Source organism: Streptomyces sp. NPDC001351 (assembly GCF_042896045.1).
GTDB lineage: Bacteria > Actinomycetota > Actinomycetes > Streptomycetales > Streptomycetaceae > Streptomyces.
On sequence record NZ_JBIAWS010000001.1, the window covers coordinates 133225 to 151781 of the forward strand.

The 18557-nt window shown below is 69.8% G+C and carries 14 protein-coding genes; 9 read left to right on the plus strand and 5 right to left on the minus strand.

Features of this window, described 5'->3' with window-relative positions; translation table 11 throughout:
* The first annotated feature begins 2 nt into the window (after window positions 1–2).
* From ACFY1U_RS00580 to holA, 4 genes are all read left to right on the plus strand, one after another.
* Complete coding sequence (locus tag ACFY1U_RS00580) at window positions 3–809, plus strand: arylamine N-acetyltransferase (protein WP_390691947.1); 807 nt, start codon at window positions 3–5, stop codon at window positions 807–809.
* Between the two features lie 142 nt (window positions 810–951).
* The gene (locus ACFY1U_RS00585) at window positions 952–1833 is read left to right on the plus strand and encodes a YceI family protein (RefSeq protein ID WP_390692813.1); all 882 of its coding nucleotides are present in this window, start codon (window positions 952–954) and stop codon (window positions 1831–1833) included.
* A gap of 34 nt (window positions 1834–1867) precedes the next feature.
* Window positions 1868–2113: a hypothetical protein gene (locus ACFY1U_RS00590; protein WP_390691948.1), complete on the plus strand. Its 246-nt coding sequence runs from the start codon at window positions 1868–1870 to the stop codon at window positions 2111–2113.
* Between the two features lie 232 nt (window positions 2114–2345).
* Complete coding sequence (gene holA, locus ACFY1U_RS00595; protein ID WP_390691949.1) at window positions 2346–3335, plus strand: DNA polymerase III subunit delta; 990 nt, start codon at window positions 2346–2348, stop codon at window positions 3333–3335.
* A 230-nt stretch (window positions 3336–3565) separates the two neighbouring features.
* Here the strand turns inward: holA and rpsT are convergent, their stop codons facing one another.
* Window positions 3566–3832, minus strand: a complete 267-nt coding sequence (rpsT, locus tag ACFY1U_RS00600; RefSeq protein WP_390691950.1) for a 30S ribosomal protein S20 — start codon at window positions 3830–3832, stop codon at window positions 3566–3568.
* A gap of 257 nt (window positions 3833–4089) precedes the next feature.
* Here rpsT and lepA point away from each other — a divergent pair, with 257 nt between their 5' ends.
* Together lepA and ACFY1U_RS00610 are read left to right on the plus strand one after the other, a co-directional pair.
* Window positions 4090–5958: a translation elongation factor 4 gene (gene lepA / locus ACFY1U_RS00605; RefSeq protein ID WP_344402446.1), complete on the plus strand. Its 1869-nt coding sequence runs from the start codon at window positions 4090–4092 to the stop codon at window positions 5956–5958.
* Between the two features lie 267 nt (window positions 5959–6225).
* Window positions 6226–8100, plus strand: coding sequence for an AMP-dependent synthetase/ligase (locus ACFY1U_RS00610; protein WP_390691951.1), 1875 nt, complete (start codon window positions 6226–6228; stop codon window positions 8098–8100).
* A gap of 72 nt (window positions 8101–8172) precedes the next feature.
* Here ACFY1U_RS00610 and ACFY1U_RS00615 read toward each other — a convergent pair whose 3' ends face one another.
* Both ACFY1U_RS00615 and ACFY1U_RS00620 read right to left on the minus strand, forming a co-directional pair.
* Window positions 8173–8748 carry a two-component system response regulator gene (locus tag ACFY1U_RS00615; protein ID WP_390691952.1) on the minus strand — a complete coding sequence of 192 codons (576 nt, stop codon included), beginning with the start codon at window positions 8746–8748 and terminating at the stop codon, window positions 8173–8175.
* A 12-nt stretch (window positions 8749–8760) separates the two neighbouring features.
* Window positions 8761–12912 (minus strand): HAMP domain-containing protein, encoded by a 4152-nt coding sequence (locus ACFY1U_RS00620; RefSeq protein ID WP_390691953.1) that lies wholly within the window; start codon window positions 12910–12912, stop codon window positions 8761–8763.
* A 102-nt stretch (window positions 12913–13014) separates the two neighbouring features.
* Between ACFY1U_RS00620 and ACFY1U_RS00625 the strand changes: the two genes are divergently transcribed.
* From ACFY1U_RS00625 to ACFY1U_RS00635, 3 genes are all read left to right on the plus strand, one after another.
* A complete protein-coding gene (locus tag ACFY1U_RS00625; protein WP_390691954.1) occupies window positions 13015–14994 on the plus strand; it encodes a SpoIIE family protein phosphatase in 1980 nt (659 codons plus the stop codon).
* 31 nt (window positions 14995–15025) lie between these two features.
* Window positions 15026–16258, plus strand: a complete 1233-nt coding sequence (gene hemW, locus ACFY1U_RS00630; RefSeq protein ID WP_390691955.1) for a radical SAM family heme chaperone HemW — start codon at window positions 15026–15028, stop codon at window positions 16256–16258.
* Window positions 16259–16325: 67 nt separating this feature from the next.
* A complete protein-coding gene (locus tag ACFY1U_RS00635; protein ID WP_390691956.1) occupies window positions 16326–16877 on the plus strand; it encodes a Uma2 family endonuclease in 552 nt (183 codons plus the stop codon).
* Here ACFY1U_RS00635 and ACFY1U_RS00640 read toward each other — a convergent pair.
* Complete coding sequence (locus tag ACFY1U_RS00640) at window positions 16855–17670, minus strand: DUF3097 domain-containing protein (RefSeq protein WP_390691957.1); 816 nt, start codon at window positions 17668–17670, stop codon at window positions 16855–16857. The two genes, ACFY1U_RS00635 and ACFY1U_RS00640, sit on opposite strands and share 23 nt — an antisense overlap.
* Window positions 17671–17704: 34 nt before the next feature.
* Window positions 17705–18433 (minus strand): MBL fold metallo-hydrolase, encoded by a 729-nt coding sequence (locus ACFY1U_RS00645; protein ID WP_390691958.1) that lies wholly within the window; start codon window positions 18431–18433, stop codon window positions 17705–17707.
* Window positions 18434–18557 lie beyond the last annotated feature (124 nt).

The window sequence follows — 18557 nt, forward strand, 5'->3', positions numbered from 1 at the left end:
ACATGAATTCCGCACAGGTTGATGCCTACCTCCGCCGTCTGGGAGCCGAGCGCCCGCAGCGGGCCGCCGGCGCCACCGCCGACGTGCTGCGCGAGCTGCACCTGCGACACCTGCGGACAGTGCCCTTCGAGAACGTGTCGATCCACCTCGGCGAGGAGATCGTGCTGGAGGAGAAGCGGCTGCTGGACAAGGTGGTCGGGGCACGGCGGGGCGGCTTCTGTTACGAACTCAACGGGGCGTTCGGGGCCTTGCTCGGCGCGCTGGGGTTCGAGGTCACGCTGCTCGCGGCGCGGGTGCACGGGGATGCGGGGCGGCTCGGGATCCCGTACGACCATCTCGCGCTGCGGGTGCGGGCGTCGGACGGCAGCGAGTGGCTGGCGGACGTGGGCTTCGGGGCGCACAGCCACTACCCGCTGGCATTCGGGGACAGGGTGGAGCAGAAGGATCCCGGCGGCAGCTTCCGGATCGTCGAGGCGGGGCCGGACCTGGACGTCGTCGTGAACGGCAGGCCGCAGTACCGGCTGGAGGTGCGGCCCCGTGAGCTCGGCGACTTCGTGGCCGGGGCGTGGTGGCACAGCACCTCCCCGGCGTCGCACTTCGTGCAGTCGCTGGTGTGTTCAAGGGTGACGGAGGACGGAGGGAGGATCACCCTCAGCGGACGCACGTTCAAGGTCACGGGCGCAGACGGGGCGCGTCAGGAGCGGGAGTTGGGCACGGACGAGGAGGTGTTCGGGGCGTACCGGGAGCGGTTCGGGATCGAACTCGGCTGTGTGCCGACGGTGCGAAATCCCCTGGCGGTGACTGATTGAGGTCACATGGCGTCACATGGGGCCAGAGGGGACCAGTGGTTGCTACTCGTGCGTAGACACTCCGTGTTGCCTCGAAAGCCGCAACAGTGATCGAATGTCTCTTCGGCAACAGAAGATGTCGAGGCGCACAGGGGTGGCGTGGATGTTCGGCCGCTGGCTGGGAAACCGAACGAACAGGGTGCAACGGACGAGTCCCCTGGCGGCGGTGCAGACCCCGCCGAGTGCCGGGGTGCTGAGCTGCCGGGTGCTGGATCCGGTCAACGAACCCGTGAAACACGCGGAGTTCGCGGTCAGCGACGCCATGGGACGCAAGGTGGTCGGCGGGGAGACGGACCCCTACGGATCGTTCCTGACGACGGTGCCCGCCGGGGAGTACCGGCTCGCGGTGTCCGCCGAGGGATACACGCCGTTCCGGGCCAGTGCGACCGTCGGGGAGAACGCACTCGCCTCGCTGGGGGATGTGACGCTCCAGGTCGCGAGGCCGCCGGAGCTGCCGCCGGCGGGCGACTGGGAGATCGAACCCACGCATTCCTCGATCGGGTTCACCGCGCGGCACATCGGGCTGGCCCGGATCCACGGCCGGTTCAACTCCTTCGCCGGGGCCGTCCGGATCACCGACCCGGTGGAGCAGTCGGCGATGCATGTGGTGATCGACGCGGCGTCCATCGACACGAACGTCCGGATGCGGGACGACCATCTGCGGTCCGGTGACTTCCTGGACGTGGTGCGCTTTCCGACGCTGGAGTTCTACAGCGAGCGGTTCGTGCACAAGGGCGGGAACCGGTGGGCGGTCACCGGCGCGCTGTCGCTGCACGGTGTGACGCGGACGGTCACCCTCGACACCGAGTACCTCGGGCTCGGCAACGGCATGGAGGGCGAGGTGCGGGCGGCCTGCCGGGCCACCACGGAACTGCACCGGGACGACTTCACGGTGAGCTGGCAGACCATGCTGGCCCGCGGGATCGCGGTGGTGGGGCCGAGCATCCGGGTCGACCTCGACGTTCAGATCGTGCGCAAGGCCTGACCGTCCCTTGGCCGGGGTGCCTGAAAATGGCTCCGTGAGCGATGTGAGACATGTGCTGGTGCTGCCCGACCGCGATGCCGCGGAGGCGGTGGCCGAGGCGCTCGGGGAGCGGTTCGGAGTGAGCGAGGAGCCGCAGCTCGTACGGGACGCCCTGGCCGGTGAGGACGACGCGGAGGACGCGCAGTGGCTGGTCGTCCTGCGCGACGAGGACGGACGGCTGGACCCCGGGGAGCTGGACGAGTTCGCGGGGGAGTGGGACGGGTGGCGGGAGGAGCCGTAGCGCTCCGCTGGATCGCCGGGGACGCGGGTTGAGTGCCGGCTGCGCGCCGGACGTGGCTGGTCGCTCCCCCACTCCCGACTTCTCCCCCGCTCTCGACTTCGCTCGAGCGGGGGGACCCCCATGAGCGGGGGACCCCCATCGCGGCGGAGCCGCATGTCCATACAGCCCCGCGCCCCCGTCGGGCGCGGCCGTAGTCGCCGCGTTGTCAGTGCCCCGTGCCATGCTTGTCGCAATGGCCAGGAAGACTGCTGAAGACGACCCTCTCGCCCCGGTGACGCTTGCCGTGGGCCAGGAGGACCTCCTGCTCGACCGTGCCGTGCAGGAGGTGGTGGCCGCCGCCAGGGCCGCCGACGCCGACACGGACGTACGTGACCTGACACCGGAACAGGTGCTGCCCGGCACGCTCGCCGAGCTGACCAGCCCCTCGCTCTTCGCCGAGCGCAAGGTCGTGGTCGTACGCAATGCGCAGGACCTCTCCGCCGACACGGTCAAGGACGTGAAGGCCTACCTCGGGGCGCCCGCCGAGGAGATCACCCTCGTGCTGGTCCATGCGGGCGGAGCCAAGGGCAAGGCCCTTCTCGACGCCGCGCGCAAGGCCGGGGCGCGGGAGGTGGCCTGTCCGAAGATGACCAAGCCGGCGGATCGGCTGGCCTTCGTGCGCGGGGAGTTCAGGGCGGCCGGGAGATCGGCCACGCCCGAGGCCTGCCAGGCCCTCGTGGACGCCATCGGGAGCGATCTGCGGGAGCTGGCGTCCGCCGTCTCCCAGCTGGTCGCCGACGTCGAGGGGACCATCGACGAGGCCGTCGTCGGGCGGTACTACACGGGGCGGGCCGAGGCGTCGAGCTTCACGGTCGCCGACCGGGCCGTGGAGGGGCGGGCGGCCGAGGCACTGGAGGCGCTCAGGTGGTCCCTGGCCACCGGGGTGGCGCCGGTGATGATCACCAGCGCGCTGGCGCAGGGCGTGCGGGCGATCGGGAAGCTCTCGTCCGCGCGTGGGGGGCGGCCGGCCGATCTGGCGCGTGAGCTGGGGATGCCGCCGTGGAAGATCGACCGGGTACGGCAGCAGATGCGGGGGTGGACACCGGATGGAGTGGCGGTCGCCCTGCGTGCGGTCGCCGAGGCGGACGCGGGGGTGAAGGGTGGCGGTGACGATCCCGAGTACGCGCTGGAGAAGGCGGTCGTGGTGATCGCCCGTACCGCCCGGTCCCGGGGCCGGGCGTAAGGCACGCCGTCGAGAGGTACCGGCCAGGAATGCCCAAGGCCCCGGCATCCCGCCCTGGGGAAGGGCTGGGTGCCGGGGCCTTGGGCTCAAGCTGTCGGATCCGCGCCCGCGTGGCGAACGCAGGCCGCGCGCGGATCCTTCGGGTGCCGGTCGGGAGCGGATGAGAGAGGGCCCGCTCTGGGTCCTTCCGGCGGTTCGGTCCCGCGGGACCGGTCAGATCAGTAAGAGGTTCAGCCCTGGATGGAGGCGACCTTGGAAGCAAGCGCCGACTTCTTGTTGGCGGCCTGGTTCTTGTGGATGACGCCCTTCGAGACGGCCTTGTCGAGCTGACGCGCGGCAGCGCGCTGGTACTCGGTGGCCTTCTCGACGTCACCCGCGGCAGCGGCCTCGCGGGCCTTGCGGATCGCGGTCTTCAGGGAGGACTTGACGGCCTTGTTGCGCAGCCGGGCCTTCTCGTTGGTCTTGATCCGCTTGATCTGGGACTTGATGTTCGCCACTGATTGAGCCTTTTCAGGTTCAGGCACAGGGCCAGGAGCACTCCGCGCAGGAAATACGCAGGAGATACCGGGTCCCGTACCAGGTGATTTCTTGGGAGTTGTGCCTCGCGCCGAGAGGGCAATGAGACACAGCCACCCAGAGTACCAGCGGCCGTCCCGGCGGCCCAAAACGGTCCCCGGTCGCCACCCGTGGGACCATGGAACCTACGTATCGATCCGACCCGAGGCATAAGGCGCCTCAAGAGACAGGACCCTGCGTGCCCGCGACCCCTAACAATGTGCCCGAGCCGAGCCGTACCGACCCGGCTCTGATCCGCAATTTCTGCATCATCGCGCACATCGACCACGGCAAGTCCACGCTCGCCGACCGGATGCTCCAGCTGACCGGTGTGGTCGAGCAGCGGCAGATGCGTGCTCAGTACCTCGACCGGATGGACATCGAGCGCGAGCGCGGCATCACGATCAAGTCCCAGGCGGTGCGGCTGCCCTGGGCTCCGACCCATGAGCCCGGCAACACGCACATCCTCAACATGATCGACACCCCGGGGCACGTCGACTTCACCTACGAGGTCTCGCGGTCGCTCGCCGCCTGCGAGGGGACCGTCCTCCTCGTCGACGCCGCCCAGGGCATCGAGGCCCAGACCCTCGCCAACCTGTATCTGGCGATGGAGAACGACCTCACGATCATCCCCGTACTGAACAAGATCGACCTGCCGGCCGCGCAGCCCGAGAAGTTCGCCGAGGAGCTCGCGAACCTCGTCGGCTGCGACCCGGACGACGTGCTGCGGGTCTCCGCCAAGACCGGTCTCGGCGTCGACGCGCTGCTCGACAAGGTGGTCAAGGAGATCCCGGCGCCGGTCGGCGTCGCGGACGCCCCCGCCCGCGCGATGATCTTCGACTCCGTCTACGACTCCTACCGCGGTGTCGTGACGTATGTACGAGTCGTCGACGGCCAGCTCAACAAGCGCGAGCGGATCCGGATGATGTCCACCGGCGCCACGCACGAGCTGCTGGAGATCGGCACGAACTCGCCCGAGATGCTCGGCGCGGACGGCCTCGGCGTCGGTGAGGTCGGCTACCTCATCACCGGGGTGAAGGACGTCCGGCAGTCCAAGGTCGGTGACACCATCACCAGCCTGGCCAAGGGCGCGACCGAGGCCCTCGGGGGATACAAGGACCCGAAGCCGATGGTCTTCTCCGGGCTGTATCCGCTGGACGGCTCCGACTACCCCGAGCTGCGCGACGCCCTCGACAAGCTCCAGCTCAACGACGCGGCGCTCGTGTACGAGCCGGAGACCTCGGCCGCCCTCGGCTTCGGCTTCCGCGTCGGTTTCCTGGGGCTGCTGCATCTCGACGTCATCCGGGAGCGGCTGGAGCGCGAGTTCGGGCTCGACCTCATCGCTACCGCTCCGAACGTGGTCTACCGCGTCCTCATGGAGGACGGGACCGAGCACACGGTCACCAACCCGAGCGAGTTCCCCGAGGGCAAGATCAACGAGGTGTACGAGCCCGTCGTACGCGCCACGATCCTCGCCCCCAGCGAGTTCATCGGCTCGATCATGGAGCTGTGCCAGACCCGCCGCGGCACCCTCCTCGGCATGGACTACCTGTCCGAGGACCGCGTCGAGATCCGCTACACGCTGCCTCTCGCCGAGATCGTCTTCGACTTCTTCGACCAGCTGAAGTCGAAGACGCGCGGCTACGCCTCGCTGGACTACGAGCCCACCGGCGAGCAGACCTCCAGCCTGGTCAAGGTCGACATCCTGCTGCACGGCGACAAGGTCGACGCCTTCTCCGCCATCACTCACAAGGACGCGGCCTACGCGTACGGTGTGCGGCTCGTCGCCAAGCTGCGCGAGCTCATCCCGCGGCAGGCCTTCGAGGTGCCCATCCAGGCCGCCATCGGCTCCCGGGTGATCGCCCGCGAGACCATCCGCGCCATCCGCAAGGACGTCCTCGCCAAGTGTTACGGCGGCGACATCTCCCGTAAGCGCAAGCTGCTGGAGAAGCAGAAGGAGGGCAAGAAGCGGATGAAGATGGTGGGTTCCGTGGAGGTTCCGCAGGAGGCGTTCATCGCCGTACTCTCCAGCGATGACAGCGCGGGGTCGGGCAAGGGCAAGAAGTAACCGCGAGTAACAACGGGTTGCGGCACCAATCCGGACACAACAGGGGCTCGGCGTACGAAAGTGCGGCGAGCCCCTACGCGTGCGTAGGGTCGCTCTCTGTACGAAGTGACAGGCCGCCGCCCCTTACGAACCGGCCGGTCGGGCTCTACCCTGATCTCTGCTCGATAGTTACTCGCGAGTTAAACAACGTCTTGCGAGTGGATTACAGCCGCAGTCAATACCGCCGCACTTGAGCCAGCCGCGCTGCCGCGGGCCCCGGAGGATGTCGTGAGCGACACACAGACACTGATCGAGAACCGTCCGCCGAGCGTGGCGACCCTCTTCCTGGAACGCGTCGCAGCCACACCGGACGCGGAGGCCTACCGCTACCCGGTGGCGCCCGCCTCCGGTGAGGGACCCGACGAATGGAAGACGCTCAGCTGGGCGCAGGCCGCCGAGCGGGTCTACGCGATCGCGGCCGGTCTGATCGAACTGGGTGTGCAGCCCGAGCAGCGCGTCGCGCTCGCCGCCTCCACCCGGGTCGAGTGGATCCTCGCCGACCTCGGCATCCTGTGCGCCGGAGCGGCCACCACCACGGTCTACCCGCAGACCAACGCCGACGAGTCGGCGTTCATCCTCTCCGACTCCGACAGCCGGGTGCTGATCGCGGAGGACGCGGCCCAGCTCGCCAAGGCGGTCGAGAAGCGCGCCGAGCTGCCCGACCTCACCCATGTCGTCGTGATCGACCCGGCGGGCGTCGAGACCGGCGACTGGGTCCTCACGCTCTCCGAGCTGGAGGCCCGGGGCGCCGCCCGGCTTGAGAAGGACCCCGACCTGATCAAGGAGCGGGTCGGTGCGATCACGTCCGATCAGCTCGCGACCCTGATCTACACCTCGGGCACGACCGGCCGCCCCAAGGGTGTGCGTCTGCCGCACGACAACTGGTCGTACATGGCGAAGGCGATCGCCGCGACCGGGCTGATCAGCGGCGAGGACGTGCAGTACCTGTGGCTGCCGCTCGCGCACGTCTTCGGCAAGGTGCTCACCTCCGGCCAGATCGAGGTGGGGCACGTCACCGCCGTCGACGGCCGCGTGGACAAGATCATCGAGAATCTGCCGGTCGTGCAGCCGACGTACATGGCGGCCGTCCCGCGCATCTTCGAGAAGGTCTACAACGGGGTCGCGGCCAAGGCGAAGGCAGGCGGCGGCGCCAAGTACAAGATCTTCCAGTGGGCGGCCGGGGTCGCCCGCGAGTACGCCAAGGTCGCGCAGGACAACTTCCGGCGCACCGGCACGGCGTCCGTCCCGTTCTCGCTCGGCGCGAAGCACAAGGTCGCCGACGCGCTGGTGTTCGCCAAGATCCGCGAGGCGTTCGGCGGGAACCTGCGGGCGTGCGTCTCCGGCTCGGCCGCGCTCGCGCCCGAGATCGGCTACTTCTTCGCCGGCGCCGGCATCCACATCCTCGAGGGGTACGGCCTCACGGAGTCCTCGGCGGCCTCCTTCGTGAACCCCGGCGAGGCCTACCGCACCGGCACGGTCGGCAAGCCGCTGCCCGGCACGGAGGTGCGTATCGCGGACGACGGGGAGATCCTGCTGCGCAGCCCGGGCATCATGGAGGGCTACCACGGGCTGCCCGAGAAGACCGCCGAGGTGCTGGAGTCGGACGGCTGGTTCCACACCGGTGACATCGGTGAGCTGTCGCCCGACGGGTACCTGCGCATCACCGACCGCAAGAAGGACCTCATCAAGACGTCCGGCGGCAAGTACATCGCGCCCGCGGAGGTCGAGGGGCAGTTCAAGGCGGTGTGCCCGTATGTGTCCAACATCCTGGTGCACGGAGCCGACCGGAACTTCTGCACCGCGCTCATCGCGCTGGACGAGCCGTCGATTCTGCAGTGGGCGTCCGAGAACGGCTTGGCGGGCAAGTCGTACGCCGAGGTTGTCGCCGAGCCGGCGACCGTGGCCCTCATCGAGGGGTATGTCACGGAGCTCAACCAGGGGCTTCAGCGGTGGCAGACCGTCAAGAAGTTCCGTCTTCTGCCGCGGGACCTCGACGTGGAGCACGGTGAGATCACGCCCAGCCTGAAGCTGAAGCGGCCTGTTGTTGAGCGGGAGTACAAGCACCTCATTGATGAGATGTACGCGGGGACGCGCGAAGCGTAGGGGCTGGTGCGGGTTGCTTGGCGGCTGACGGTTCGTTGTGGTTGATCGCGCAGTTCCCCGCGCCCCTAAAAGCTAGAAGCCGCGGCCCCTGGCTACGAGTTCCCGGAGCTCCCGTACCTGCACCCGAAGTGCTGCCAGGTCCGGGGGCTCCTCCGCGTCCAACTGCCGTTCCAGTTCGGCCAGTCTGGTGCCCACCTCGCCGTAGTCCGACTGTTCCTGTGCCAATAGACGTTCCAGTTGTCGGTTCTTGCGGTGGAGGTCCAGGAAGACGGTGACCTTCGCCCGGAGGACCCAGGGGTCGAAGGGCTTGGTCAGGTAGTCCGCGGCGCCTGTGGCGTAGCCGCGGAAGGCGTAGCCGGAGTCGTCCTCCGCGCCGGTCAGGAAGATGATCGGGACGTCCTTGGTCTGGTCGAGCCGCTTGATGTTGGCGGCCGTCTCGAATCCGTCCATGCCGGGCATGCGGACATCGAGCAGGACGAGGGCGAAGTGCTGGCGCAGCAGCGCCTTCATCGCCTCCTCGCCCGAACGTGCGCGTACCAGCGGCTCGTTGAGGGACCCCAGGACGGCCTCCAGCGCGATCAGGTTGTCCTCCATGTCGTCCACGAGGAGGATGCTGGCGCGCTCGTTGGTCGTTGCCTCAGCGCTCATGATGAGTGTGCCTCATTCGGTGTTCGGCCCTGCCGCCGCCGCTTCCTCGGTCGTGCCCGGCTGCGGGGCAGTGGTGTCGGTGGTCTCGTCCGCGCCCTCCGGATCCAGCAGTGCGCAGACGACCGTCAGCAGCTGATCGACGTCCACCGGCTTCGGTACGTAGTCGTTCGCACCCCGGCCGATGGACTTCTCGCGGTCTCCGGGCATCGCCTTGGCGGTCAGGGCGACGATCGGCAGACCGGACCAGCGGGGGGTGCGGCGGATGGCGGAGATGGTCTCGTAGCCGTCCATCTCCGGCATCATGATGTCCATCAGGACCAGTTCGACGTCCGGGTTGCGCTCAAGCGTCTCGATGCCCTCGCGGCCGTTCTCCGCGTACAGGACCGGCATGCCGACGCGGCCGAGGACATGGGTGAGGGCGAAGACGTTGCGGATGTCGTCGTCGACGATCAACACCCGTCGCCCGGGCAGCACTTGACCCGCCCGGCCCGTCTTCCAGGCCTCCAGTTTGGTGGGGGCCGGCCAGGAGTCGTCCACGTCGTGCGTGGCGGTGAACGGCTCGGCGGACAGCTGTTCCGGCATCGGCAGGGCATGCTCCTCGGGGACCGGCCCGGTCGCCGGGTGGCCGGGGCTGACGACGGGGACGTACAGCGTGAAGGTGGACCCCTTGCCGGGCTCGCTGGTGGCGACGATACGGCCGCCGAGCAGGCCCGCGATCTCCCGGCTGATGGACAGGCCGAGGCCGGTGCCGCCGTACTTGCGGTTGGTGGTGCCGTCGGCCTGCTGGAACGCCTCGAAGATCACCGGGAGTTTCTCGGCGGCGATGCCGATGCCGGTGTCCGTGACGGCGAAGGCGATCACGTCGTCGCTGTCGCGGACATGGAGGCGCTCGGGGTCCTTGATCCGGCTCACGCGCAGCTCGACCCGGCCCGACGCGGTGAACTTGATCGCGTTGGAGAGCAGGTTGCGCAGGATCTGCTGGAGGCGCTGCTCGTCCGAGTACATCTCGCGCGGCACGTCCTCGCCGACCGCCACCTCGAAGGCGAGGCCCCGGTCGAGAGTGAGCGGACGGAAGGTGGCGTGGACGTAGTCGAGGAGCTTGATGAGCGGGAGCTTCTTCGGGCGTACGTCCATGCGGCCGGCCTCGATCTTCGACAGGTCCAGGATGTCGTTGATCAGCTGGAGGAGGTCCGAGCCGGAGCGGTGGATCGTCGTCGCGAACTGCACTTCCTGGTCGGAGAGATGGCCGTCCGGGTTGTCGGAGAGCAGCCTCGCCAGGATCAGCAGGGAGTTCAGCGGGGTGCGCAGCTCGTGCGACATGTTCGCCAGGAACTCCGACTTGTACTGGGAGCTCGTGGCCAACAGGGCTGCCTTCTCCTCCAGTTCGGCGTTCGAGCGCTGCAGCTCGGCCTGCTGCTTCTGGAGTTCGTCCGAGCGTTCCTGGAGCTGCATGGCCAGGCGCTGAGACTCGCCGAGCAGGGACTCCGTACGGGAGTTGGCGATGATCGTGTTGATCGCGACGGCGATGGTGTTCACGAACTGGTCGAAGAAGGCCAGGTGCACATCGGAGAAGCGGGAGAAGGAGGCCAGCTCGATCACACCGAGGAGCTTGTCCTCGAAGAGGATCGGGATGATGACGACGCTCGTGGGGGCCGCCTCGCCGAGCCCGCTGTTGATCTTGATGTAGTCCGGTGGGGCCTCCTCGACGAGGATCCGCTTCTTCTCCCGGGCCGCCTGCCGGACCAGGCCGTGCACCGGCAGGCCGCCGGTCTCGATCGTGGTGCCCTGGGCGGAGCCGTATCCGGCGATGAAGGCGAGTCCCTTCGTGGGTACGGCGGTGCGCAGCCCCGCGCTCTCCTCGTCCGGGTCGGCCAGGAAGAACGCGCCGTACTGGGCGTTCACCAGCGGCGTCAGCTCCCGCAGCAGCAGGTCGGCGACCTCCATCAGATCGCGGTGGCCCTGCATCAGGGCCGCCAGGCGGGCCAGGTTGGACTCCAGCCAGTCCTTCGCGCGGGTGGTCTCGCGGAGGTTGGCCACCATCAGGTTGATGTTGTCCTTCAGCTCGGCGACCTCGCCCTGGGTCTCCACGGTGATGGAGCGGGACATGTCGCCCTGGGCCACGGCGGAGGCGACCTCGGCGATCGCGCGGACCTGGGTGGTCAGGTTCGAGGCCAGCTCGTTCACGTTCGTCGTCAGGCGCTTCCAGGTGCCGTAGACGCCCTCGACCCTTGCCTGGCCGCCGAGCTGGCCCTCGGAGCCGACCTCGCGGGCCACGCGGGTGACCTCGGAGGAGAAGGAGGAGAGCGTGTCGACCATCGTGTTGATGGCGGTCTTCAGTTCCAGGATCTCGCCGCGCGCGTCGACGTCGATCTTCTTGGAGAGGTCGCCGTTGGCGACGGCGGTCGTCACCTGGGCGATGTTCCGTACCTGTGAAGTCAGGTTGTCCGCCATGTAGTTGACGTTGTCGGTCAGGTCCCGCCACACACCGGACACCCCGAGCACCTGGGCGCGGCCGCCGAGCCGGCCGTCGGTGCCGACCTCGCGGGCCACCCTCGTCACCTCGTCGGCGAAGGCGCGCAGCTGCTCCACCATCGTGTTGACGGTGTCCTTCAGTTCCAGGATCTCGCCGCGCGCGTCGACGGTGATCTTCTTGGAGAGGTCGCCGTTGGCGACGGCGGTCGTCACCTGGGCGATGTTGCGGACCTGCGACGTCAGGTTCAGCGCCATGAAGTTGACGTTGTCGGTCAGGTCCTTCCAGACGCCCGACACGCCCCGCACCTGCGCCTGGCCGCCGAGGTTGCCCTCGGTGCCGACCTCGCGGGCCACGCGGGTGACCTCGTCGGCGAAGGCGGACAGCTGGTCCACCATGGTGTTGATCGTGGACTTCAGCTCCAGGATCTCGCCCTTCGCCTCGACCGTGATCTTCTTGCCGAGATCGCCCTGGGCCACCGCGGTCGAGACCAGGGCGATGTTGCGGACCTGCGAGGTGAGGTTGTCCGCCATGAAGTTGACGTTGTCGGTCAGGTCCTTCCAGACGCCGGAGACCCCTCGCACCTGGGCGCGGCCGCCGAGGTTGCCCTCGGTGCCGACCTCGCGGGCCACGCGGGTGACCTCGTCGGCGAAGGCGGACAGCTGGTCCACCATGGTGTTGATGGTCGACTTGAGTTCCAGGATCTCGCCCTGCGCGTCGACCGTGATCTTCTGGCTCAGGTCGCCGTTGGCGACGGCGGTCGTCACCTGGGCGATGTTGCGGACCTGCGACGTCAGATTCGAGGCCATGAAGTTGACGTTGTCGGTCAGGTCCTTCCAGACCCCGCTGACGCCCCGAACCTGGGCGCGCCCGCCCAGCTGGCCCTCGGTGCCGACCTCGCGGGCCACGCGGGTGACCTCGTCGGCGAACGCGGACAGCTGGTCCACCATCGTGTTCACGGTCAGCTTCAGTTCGAGCAGCTCACCGGTCGCCTCGACCGTGACCGTACGGGTCAGGTCGCCGCGGGCCACCGCCGTCGTCACCAGGGCGATGTCGCGCACCTGGGCGGTCAGCCGGGAGGCCATCGTGTTGACGGCCTCGGTCACGTCCCGCCAACTGCCGGACAGACCCGTCACCTTGGCGCGCCCGCCGAGCCGCCCCTCGGTGCCCACCTCGCGCGCGACCCGGGTCACCTCGCCGGTGAACAGGGAGAGCTGGTCGACCATCTTGTTCACGGCCCGGCCCAGCCGCCGCAGATCACCGCGCAACTGCCGGTTGCCGTCGTGCAGGTCGACCCGCTGGGTCAGATCGCCGCCGGCCACCGCGTCGAGCACCCGCGTGGCGTTCGCCGCCGGGGCCACCAGGGCGTCGAGCAGCTGGTTCACATCGTTGACCCGGGAGGTCCAGGCGCCCTGTCCGGGGCTCGCCGTGACCCGTTCGTCGAGCCGCCCGTGCCGTACCAACTCCCGCTTGACGCGCTGCACTTCGCCGTTGAAGTGCGTGTTGCGGTCGATGATCTGGTTGAACACGGCCGTCAGCTCGGCCACGATTCCGTGGCCCGTCTCCGGAACCTTCGTGAAGTCGCCGTCCCGGGCGGCGGTCATCGCGGCGAGCAGCGGACGCAGCTCCGATGCTCGGAGTTGTTCCGGTTTTTGACCGTCTTCGAGCACACGCGTAGCACTGTTCTCACTCATGGCGGCCCACTTCGGTAACTCGGCGCTTATGGGCGAGGCCAGTCTGTCACTCTGTCGGCATCGACTGAGGCGTATTCGTCCGAACCGCTCGGGGAGCTGTCCATGGGGGCCATTCCGACGCAACGGGAGACCGCTTCCTGCGCTTGCGATGCGCCTGCACACCTGCACGCGACCGAGCACGGAAGGGTGGACCCGCGTGCGCAGACGTACACGACGATGCCCGGCAGCCCCCTCGCGCCGGGTTCCGCCCGCGCCCTCGTACGTGCCGCGCTCGCCGACTGGACGGAGGCCGGCCTGCCCGGCGCCGAGCACCTCACCGGCCGGCTCGCCGACGACGCCGTGCTCGTCGTCAGCGAACTCGTCACCAACGCCGTGGTGCACGCGGGCACCGAGGTCGAGGTGGAGTGCCGTATGGAGGAGGCGCCCTGCGCGCTCGTCGTGGAGGTCTCCGACCACCATCCCTCCAGGGCGCCCCGCGACTCGGACGCCGAAGCGCCCTACGAGACGGCCGAAGTGCCGTACGGGACACCGGAGTACGGCCGCGGACTGCGCCTGGTCGCCACGCTCGCCGAATCCTGGGGCGTCACCTTCCGCCGGGGCACCAAGACGGTGTGGGCGCGGCTGCCCGCCGAGCGCGGCCCGACCCCGGGCGAGCCGGAGGCGCATGCCGGCCGGCATGCGCTGGAGCGCGGGCTGCGCGCCGCCGAGATACTGGCGCCCGACCCGCAGCGCGCCGAGCGCGACCGGGACTGGCTGCACCGCGGTGCCCTGTCCTTCCTCGCCGAGGCCTCCGATCTGCTGGCCGGGCAGCTCGACGAGAACCTGGTCGCCGCACTCGCCGGACAGCTGATCGTGCCGCGGCTCGCCGACTGGTGCGCGGTGTGGCTGGAGGACGAGGCCATGGGCCGCGGGGGCTGGGCCGACGGCACCGGCGGCGCCGGGCCCCGCCTGGCCCGCGTCTGGCACTGCAGCGAGAACCGCATCGAGGAACTGCGCCGCGCCCTGGAGAAGGACCCGCCGCATCCGCCCGAGACGATCAGCGCCCCGCCGGCGGAGCGAAGCCGGGAGTGGGGGAAGTCCGGGCCGGTCGTGTACCCCTGGCCCGGCGAGGCGCTCGACGTGCGGGACGAGCACGGCGCGGCGCTCGCCTACCGTCTGATCGCGGGCGGCCGGCCGCTCGGCACGCTCGTCATCGGCCGCGCCGGCCTGCTGCGCTTCCCCGACGAGGTCACCGGGCTCGTCGAGGACCTCAGCCGCCGGGTGGCGCTCGCCATCGGCGCGGCCCGTCAGTACGCCCGCCAGGCCACCATCAGCCAGGTCCTGCAGCGCGGCCTCCTGCCCGCCGCCGTCGCCGAGATCCCCGGCGTACGCAGCGCCCTCGTCTACGAACCGTGCGACAAGGGCGGGCCCAGCGGCGATTTCTACGACCTCTTCCCGGCCGGCGACGGCCGCTGGTGCTTCGCCGTCGGCGACGTCCAGGGCAAGGGCCCCGAGGCCGCCGTCGTCATCGGCCTGGCCCGCCCCTGGCTGCGTCTGCTCGCGCGCGAGGGCTACCGCGTCACCGACGTCCTCGACCGCCTCAACCGTCTCCTCCTGGACGACGCGACGGAGGCCGCGGACGCCGCCGCCCGGGCCCTGGTACGGCCGCCCGCCCCCGGCGACGGCCCGCAGACCCGCTTCCTCTCCCTCCTCTACGGCGAGCTGACCCCCTTCGACGGCGGCATCCGCTGCACCCTCGCCTCCGCGGGCCACCCGCTCCCGCTGCTCCTCGGCCCCGACGGGAGCGTCCGCACGGTCGCCCGCCCGCAGACCCTCCTCGGCGTCGTGGAGGACGAGACGTACACCAGCGAGACCTTCGAGCTCCGCACCGGCGACAGCCTCCTGTGCGTCACGGACGGCGTGACCGAGCGCCGCTCCGGCTCCGACATGTTCGACGACGCCGACGGCCTCGCGACCGCCCTCTCCGGCTGCGCGGGCCTGAGCGCCGAGCTGATCGCGGAACGCATCCGCAGGCTCGTCCACGAGTTCGGCGGGCGCCCGCCGGAGGACGACCTCGCGCTGCTGGTGCTGCAGGCGGAGTGAGCATTTCGTACGGTGCTGGACAATGGAAGGCATGCCTTCCGCACTCCCCGACGGCGAGCCGGTCCCCGCCGACGGCGCCCTCCCCGCATCCGCGCTCGCCGGGGCCCCCGACCGCCCCCTCGGCTTCTATCTGCACGTCCCGTACTGCGCGACCCGCTGCGGCTACTGCGACTTCAACACCTACACCGCCACCGAGCTGCGCGGCACGGGCGGCGTCCTCGCCTCCCGCGACAACTACGCGGACACCCTGATCGACGAGATCCGCCTGGCGCGGAAGGTCCTGGGCGACGACCCGCGCGAGGTCCGCACGGTCTTCGTGGGCGGCGGTACGCCGACGCTGCTGGCCGCGGACGATCTCGTACGGATGCTGTCTGCGATCCGCGACGAGTTCGGCCTGGCGGCGGACGCGGAGGTGACGACGGAGGCGAACCCGGAGTCGGTGGACCCGGCGTATCTGTCCGTGCTCCGGCAGGGCGGCTTCAACCGCGTCTCCTTCGGCATGCAGAGCGCGAAGCAGCACGTGCTGAAGGTCCTGGACCGTACCCACACGCCCGGCCGCCCCGAAGCATGCGTCGCGGAGGCCCGCGCGGCCGGATTCGAGCACGTGAACCTGGACCTGATCTACGGCACCCCGGGCGAGTCGGACGACGACTGGCGGGCGTCGCTGGAGGCAGCGCTCGGGGCGGGCCCGGACCACATCAGCGCCTATGCGTTGATCGTCGAGGAGGGCACACAGCTGGCGCGTCGCATCCGCCGGGGCGAGGTCCCGATGACCGACGACGACGTCCACGCGGACCGCTATCTGATCGCGGACGAGGTGATGTCGGCGGCGGGCTTCGACTGGTACGAGGTCTCCAACTGGTCCACCTCCGAGGCGGCCCGCTGCCTGCACAACGAGCTGTACTGGCGGGGCGCCGACTGGTGGGGCGCGGGCCCCGGGGCCCACTCGCACGTGGGCGGGGTGCGGTGGTGGAACGTGAAGCACCCGGGCGCGTATGCGGCTGCGCTGGCGGCGGGGCGGTCGCCCGGCGCCGGGCGGGAGCTGCTGTCGGAGGAGGACCGGCGGGTGGAGCGGATCCTGCTGGAGCTGCGGCTGCGGGAGGGGGTGCCGCTGGGGCTGCTGCGGGAGGAGGGGCTTGCGGCTTCTCGGCGGGCGCTGGGGGAGGGCCTGCTGGAGGCGGGGCCGTATGAGGAGGGTCGGGGTGTGCTGACGTTGCGGGGGCGGTTGCTGGCGGATGCGGTGGTGCGGGATCTGGTGGACTGATCACTCGTGGGGGTGGTTGCCCCCTGGGAGCCCTGGCCTTGGCGTGTCCCGCTTTGAGGGTGCGTCCATGAAAGACCGGCAGGTGATCGATTTCTTCGGCACGCTTGACGTCCCCGAGGGGATCAGGGCCGAGCTTTTGCGAGGGGACATCGTGATGACGAGATCCCCGGATCTGGTGCACAACTGCACGGTGGCGGAAGTCCAGGATGGTGTTCCGCACAGCCGTTGGCACCGGTTGCAGCGCCAGTACGTCGAGATGCACCGGGAAACAAGCGAGCCCGTTCCGGACATCGTGGTGCTCGAACGGAGTGCCTGCCCGGATTCCGGCCGCCTCGTACCGGTCGAGGCAGTCACCATGCTGGTCGAGGTCGTGTCCAGGGCCAGCGCACACCGCGACTACGTGACCAAACGATCAATCTACGCCGGGTCCGGCGTACCGGTGTACCTGATCGTCGATCCGGAGGCGGCCGCATGCCTCGTGCTCACCGAGCCGTACGGCAGCGGCGAGTGTGCCGACTATCGATGTCAGCGCAGCTGGAGGAACGGGGAGACACTTCACCTGCCGGTGCTGAACATCGCTGTCGACACCCGCGGGTTCAGGACTGTGTTGGAGCCGTGACGAAGTCGATCAGCTCCTCCACCCGCCCCAGCAGCTCCGGCTCCAGGTCCTTGTAGGACCCGACCCGCTTCAGGATCGCCTGCCACACCGCCCCGGTGTTCTCCGAAGGCCACCCCAGCGCCCGGCACACCCCCGTCTTCCAGTCCTGCCCGTGCGGGACCCGGGGCCACGCCTCGATCCCGAGCGACGACGGCTTCACCGCCTCCCAGATGTCGATGTACGGGTGGCCGACGACCAGCGCGTGCTCGCTCGTCACCGCCTCCGCGATCCGCCACTCCTTGGTGCCCGGCACCAGGTGGTCGACCAGCACCCCCAGCCGCGCGTCCGGACCCGGTGCGAACTCCTCGACGATCGACGGCAGGTCGTCCACGCCCTCCAGGTACTCCACGACCACGCCCTCGATGCGCAGGTCGTCGCCCCAGACCTTCTCGACCAGCTCGGCGTCGTGCCTGCCCTCCACATAGATCCGCCCGGCCCGAGCGACACGCGCGCGTGCGCCGGGGACGGCCACCGAACCGGAAGCGGTACGGGTGGGCCGTACAGGAGCCGCGCCGGAAGGCCGTACGAGCGTCACCACCCGCCCCTCCAGCAGGAACCCCCGCGGCTCCAGCGGAAACACCCGGTGCTTGCCGAAGCGGTCCTCCAGGGTGACCGTGCCCGCCTCGCAGCGGATCACCGCGCCGCAGAAACCGGTGCCCGGCTCCTCGACCACCAGACCCGGTTCCGCCGGGACCTCCGGAACGGGCTTGGACTTCTTCCACGGCGGGGTCAGATCGGCAGAGTACTGGCGCATTCGAGTGACGATAGGAGAAGCCGTCGGACGGCGGCTACGACACGCCGAAACGTGCCGCCAGCTCCTCCCGCTGTCTCCGCACGAACCCCGCATCCACCACCGCTCCGTGACCGGGCACGTACAGCGCGTCCTCCCCGCCCAGGTCGAGGAGCCGGTCCAGAGCGGCCGGCCACTGTGACGGTACGGCGTCGGAGCCGGCCTGCGGTTCGCCGGACTCCTCCACCAGGTCGCCGCAGAAGACGACCTCCGGGGAGCCGGGCACCAGCACCACGAGATCGTGGGCCGAGTGGGCCGGTCCGACGTTCGCCAGCAGCACCTGCCGGCCGCCGCCCAGGTCGAGCGTCCACTCGCCGGAGACGTGATGCCGGGGCGGGACCAGCGCGTCGACCGCCTCGTCCGCCGCCCGCGTGTCCAGCCCGTTGCCCACCGCGTCCGCCCGCAGCTCCTCGCGCGCGTGCCGGCCGTCCAGCACCGTGTCGATGCCCACCGCGCCGTACACCTCCGCGCCCGCGAACGCCGCCACCCCGAGGACATGGTCGAAATGGGGATGCGTGAGCGCGAGATGAGTCACACGGTGACCGGCGAGCTCCTGCGCCTCGGCACGCAACCGCGCGCCCTCCGCGAGGCTCGACCCCGCGTCGATCAAGAGCGCCGTGCCCTCCCCGACGACCAGCCCCGTCGTGCAGTCCCAGCCCGGAAGACGGCACCGCCCGACGCCGGCCGCCAGCCGCTCCCACCCCAGCTCTTCCCAAGTCATCGTCATACGGCGACGCTAGCGGTACGCCCCGTTCAACAGGGGCCGACCTTGCCCCGGGTGTACCCCACCGCCGTACACTTGCCGGTAACGGCTGGCACTCGGACGGACAGAGTGCCAGGCGAGCGCCGAG

What these genes read in the sequence shown, in the direction of transcription:
- ACFY1U_RS00580 (WP_390691947.1), top strand. Translation starts at nt 3, where the DNA reads ATGAATTCCGCACAGGTTGATGCCTACCTCCGCCGTCTGGGAGCCGAG.
- ACFY1U_RS00585 (WP_390692813.1), top strand. Translation starts at nt 952, where the DNA reads ATGTTCGGCCGCTGGCTGGGAAACCGAACGAACAGGGTGCAACGGACG.
- holA (WP_390691949.1), top strand. Translation starts at nt 2,346, where the DNA reads ATGGCCAGGAAGACTGCTGAAGACGACCCTCTCGCCCCGGTGACGCTT.
- ACFY1U_RS00615 (WP_390691952.1), bottom strand. Translation starts at nt 8,748, where the DNA reads ATGAGCGCTGAGGCAACGACCAACGAGCGCGCCAGCATCCTCCTCGTG.
- ACFY1U_RS00620 (WP_390691953.1), bottom strand. Translation starts at nt 12,912, where the DNA reads ATGAGTGAGAACAGTGCTACGCGTGTGCTCGAAGACGGTCAAAAACCG.
- ACFY1U_RS00625 (WP_390691954.1), top strand. Translation starts at nt 13,015, where the DNA reads ATGGGGGCCATTCCGACGCAACGGGAGACCGCTTCCTGCGCTTGCGAT.
- hemW (WP_390691955.1), top strand. Translation starts at nt 15,026, where the DNA reads ATGCCTTCCGCACTCCCCGACGGCGAGCCGGTCCCCGCCGACGGCGCC.
- ACFY1U_RS00635 (WP_390691956.1), top strand. Translation starts at nt 16,326, where the DNA reads ATGAAAGACCGGCAGGTGATCGATTTCTTCGGCACGCTTGACGTCCCC.
- ACFY1U_RS00640 (WP_390691957.1), bottom strand. Translation starts at nt 17,670, where the DNA reads ATGCGCCAGTACTCTGCCGATCTGACCCCGCCGTGGAAGAAGTCCAAG.
- ACFY1U_RS00645 (WP_390691958.1), bottom strand. Translation starts at nt 18,433, where the DNA reads ATGACGATGACTTGGGAAGAGCTGGGGTGGGAGCGGCTGGCGGCCGGC.